We start from the raw sequence: 3,497 nt of genomic DNA on the forward strand, positions 1-3,497 counted from the left end.
GATGGAGCCATGATCGATCACCTCGGCATCAACTGTGCAGACCTGGCCGCCTCGAAGGCCTTCTACGACGCAGTCCTCGCACCCCTCGGCTTCTCCCGTGTGATGGACTACGACGTCGCGTGCGGCTACGGCACCATGGAGGACCCCGCCTTCTGGCTCGGCCGGTACGACGACATGCCGGCCAACCGCGAGGTCCATGTCGCCTTCCAGGCGGCCGACGTCGCCGCCGTGCATGCCTTCCACGACGCGGCGGTGGCCGCCGGTGCCGAGGTTCTGCACGCGCCGCGCCCGTTCCCGGAGTACCACCCCGGCTACTACGGCGCCTTCGTCCGCGACCTCGACGGCAACAACATCGAGGCGGTGACGCACCGGTACGCTCCGGCCCCATGAGCGATTCTCCGGACCTGTCGGCCCTGCTCGCGCGCGGTGGCTGGGAGCTCGTCGATCCTCGGCCGACGGCTGCCCAGCACCCGGAGACGTTCGAGATGCCGACGGTTGCCGAGCTCGACGCGGTGGTCCCCGGCAGCATGGTCCGCGCGATCTTCCAGGTCGCCACCATCGCCGACGTCGTGCGCGACGGCCTGGCGCCGTACGACCCCGATGGACGGCCCCACCTCGTGTCGCAGCGCGAGCGGATGTGGGCGATCGTGACCGGGGTCGACGGCGACATGGTCGAGTGCGCGCTCGACAACCAGCCGTTCGCGACCCACACGAACCTGTCCATCTACGACCGGTTGTCCCTCCCCGTGTCGCACCTGATCGCGACCGGTGCGCCCGTGCCGGACTACGACGACTTCCTGGCTTTCCTCGCGAAGTGGGAGGCCGATCCGGAGAGCCCGGGAACCGACCCGACCTCGCCGGTGGACCCCCTCGCACCGCCGCGCATCCGCAGCGACCAGCAGGAGGTGTGCGACCGGGTCGGTGCCCGTGCGGAGCCGCCGTGGCCGATGGGCAGCGGCCTGCTGGCCAAGAACGTCACGCCCCAGTCACTTCTCGTCTACGGCGCCCGGTTCCCCGCCGATGCCGAACGCAAGGACACCGGCTGGGTGGTGTTTGCCGAGAACGACGACTTCGAGACCGTCAGCAAGACGGTCGGGTTCACCGTCGCCACGCTCCAGGACATGTACCAGGCGCACCCGGCGATCTGGCCCTACATCACCCTCCCGACGGGCTGGGGCTTCACGCTCGCCGCAGGAACCGAGCACGACGTGTACCCCGTCGAGATCAGCGACGACTGACGACGGTCAGAGCACGATCCACCAGAGGCCGACGAGGCCGGGGACCAGGCCGACCAGGAGCCACGGCGACAGCCACTTGCGGTGGTTGATGACCAGGGTCGCGCCGATGCCGCCGACCATGAAGATCGTGGCGATGGCGAGAAGCGTGAGCTGGGCGTCGAGCCGGTCCTCGCCGACGTGCCGTGCCGCGATCACGAGGCCGGCGGACAGGTGCAGCACGGTCGTGATGGCCAGGACCGAGACCACCCGGCGCTGGACGCGGGCGAGCCGCTCGAGGTCCTTGGGGTCGGGAGCCTTGCGCGGGGCGTTCGGATCCATCAGGTGCTTGCGCCGCGGAGCGCCCGGGCTCGGGGTCGGCGTCGTCTGGCTCACCCGTCGAGAATATCCAGTGGCGGACCGCGACCGGTCACCGCATGCTGCTGGCATGGAGATTCACCCGTTTGGCCCCGATGACGTGGCCGACATCGACGCGTGGGTCGAGCTGACCAATGCAACGAGCAGTGCCGACACCCCGTGGAACCGCCCGCAGACGCGAGCGATGGCGGTCGGGCGTTTCCGCCACGGCTGGGATGGTGAGGTCGACACGCCGTACCTCGCGCGGGTGGACGGTGTCGTCGTCGGCAGCGGCGCGATCAGCGCCAGCGAGTACGACAACCTCGACCTGGCCTGGGTCCTCGTCGAGGTGCACCCGGAGCACCGCCGTCACGGGTACGGCACGGTCATCCTCGACGTACTCCTCGACGAGGCCCGCCGCCGCGGCCGGAAGATCATCGCGGCCGAGGGGTGGGAGTCGGAGGCGGCCGACGGCTTCGCGGCGCGCCATGGCTTCGAGAAGAAGCTCGCCTCGATCAACCGGCGCCAGGTGCTCGCCGACATCGACTGGTCCGAGCTCGACAAGCGGTACGACGCCGCGCTGCCCCACGCGGCCGACTACGTCCTGGAGCGGTGGAGTGTCCCGACCCCCGTCGAGCGACTGGACGCGCTGGCCGAGATGGCATCGGCCATCAACGACGCCCCGACCGACGACCTGGACTACGAGGACGAGGTCTTCACGGCCGGGCGCATGGCTGCCTACGAGACGGCCATGGCCGGCCGCGGGGAGCGCCTGTACCGGGTGGTGGCCCGCCACGTCCCGTCGGGAGCGCTTGCCGCGCAGACGGTGATCGTGGTCTCCGAGGAGGACCCGACCTGGGGCGACCAGCACGACACGTCGGTGACACGCGCGCACCGCGGCCACAGGCTCGGCCTGCTGCTGAAGGCCGACATGCTGCGCTGGCTGCGTGAGGACGAGCCGCAGCTGAAGACCGTCGACACGTGGAACGCCGAGTCCAACGACCACATGATCGGCGTCAACGAGATCCTGGGGTACCAGGTGATGGGCCGGGAGTGGGCCTACCAGCGCACCCTGGACTGATCAGGAGTAGCGGTGGCTCTTCGCGCTGTGCCCGCGCTCGCGCGTGCAGGTGCGGCCGCTCATGTTGCGGTGTCCGCACAGGCTCTCGTCGGTCTCGCCGTCGGCAACCGGAGCGCTGGCCGCGGCCTTGGCTGCGGGCTTCGCGGCCGCCTTCTTCGGCGCGGCCTTGGCGGTCGTCGCGGGCGTCCCGGCACGGGCGTTCGCTGCTGCGTAGCGGGCTTCGCGCATGGCGCGCAGTCCATCCATCTTGCTCATCGGCACTTCACGTCCCTGACCCTAGGCGACCGCGCCGACACAACCGCGGCCGGTAGGCTCCACAGGCCGAACACCCGAGGGGGACGACATGGTTGCGAGCCGCTCCGCTCGTGAGAGGAAGGCCGCCGTACAGGCTGGTCCGCTCTCCAAGGTGAAGATCGACGTCGACGCGAACGACCAGTTCGTCTACAAGATCAACTGCACGGAGTGCACCGTCCGTGGCCACATCCACTGGTCGACCCTGCGCCCGGGCGAGGACAACGGGTTCATGGCCGCGATGGACCGCTGGATCTTCCACCTCCGCGAGAAGCACCCCGCGAGCGAGGCGCCGTGCCTGGAGTTCCTGGAAGCCGCGCAGCAGCGCCTGCAGGAGCGCCGCGAGTCCAGGGACGGATGAGCCCTCGGGCTCAGGTGGGCGGGGTACGGCCGCTCTACCGTCGCGACATGCGTATCAAGAGCGTCCTCGCCGTCGCCGCCCTCCTCCTGCTCGCCGGCTGCGGTACCGAATCCAGTGGTGCCGATGACGGCCCCGAACCGCTGCCCGACGACACCTACCAGCGAGTGCTGAGCCAGGGCGTCGACCCCGACCT

At 70.0% G+C, this 3,497-nt stretch carries 6 protein-coding genes; 4 read left to right on the top strand and 2 right to left on the bottom strand.

Annotated elements, in window-relative coordinates:
- Together ACOADB_RS25550 and ACOADB_RS25555 are read left to right on the top strand one after the other, a co-directional pair.
- On the top strand, positions 1–390 hold a 390-nt coding region (locus tag ACOADB_RS25550), incomplete at its 5' end, for a VOC family protein (protein WP_378605549.1).
- Positions 387–1,238: a hypothetical protein gene (locus tag ACOADB_RS25555; protein ID WP_378605552.1), complete on the top strand. Its 852-nt coding sequence runs from the start codon at positions 387–389 to the stop codon at positions 1,236–1,238. The genes ACOADB_RS25550 and ACOADB_RS25555, both read left to right, overlap by 4 nt.
- A 6-nt stretch (positions 1,239–1,244) precedes the next feature.
- Here the strand turns inward: ACOADB_RS25555 and ACOADB_RS25560 are convergent, their stop codons facing one another.
- Positions 1,245–1,610 (bottom strand): hypothetical protein, encoded by a 366-nt coding sequence (locus tag ACOADB_RS25560; RefSeq protein WP_378605554.1) that lies wholly within the window; start codon positions 1,608–1,610, stop codon positions 1,245–1,247.
- A 52-nt stretch (positions 1,611–1,662) separates the two neighbouring features.
- On the opposite strand from ACOADB_RS25560, the gene ACOADB_RS25565 reads away from it, so the two are divergent.
- The gene (locus ACOADB_RS25565) at positions 1,663–2,652 is read left to right on the top strand and encodes a GNAT family N-acetyltransferase (RefSeq protein WP_378605556.1); all 990 of its coding nucleotides are present in this window, start codon (positions 1,663–1,665) and stop codon (positions 2,650–2,652) included.
- Here the strand turns inward: ACOADB_RS25565 and ACOADB_RS25570 are convergent, their stop codons facing one another.
- Entirely contained in the window at positions 2,653–2,907 is a 255-nt protein-coding gene (locus ACOADB_RS25570; protein WP_378605558.1) for a hypothetical protein, read from the bottom strand.
- Between the two features lie 88 nt (positions 2,908–2,995).
- Here ACOADB_RS25570 and ACOADB_RS25575 point away from each other — a divergent pair, with 88 nt between their 5' ends.
- Complete coding sequence (locus tag ACOADB_RS25575; protein ID WP_378605560.1) at positions 2,996–3,304, top strand: hypothetical protein; 309 nt, start codon at positions 2,996–2,998, stop codon at positions 3,302–3,304.
- The last annotated feature ends 193 nt before the right edge of the window (positions 3,305–3,497 follow it).

The organism is Nocardioides sp. CPCC 206348 (assembly GCF_048654705.1).
GTDB lineage: Bacteria > Actinomycetota > Actinomycetes > Propionibacteriales > Nocardioidaceae > Nocardioides.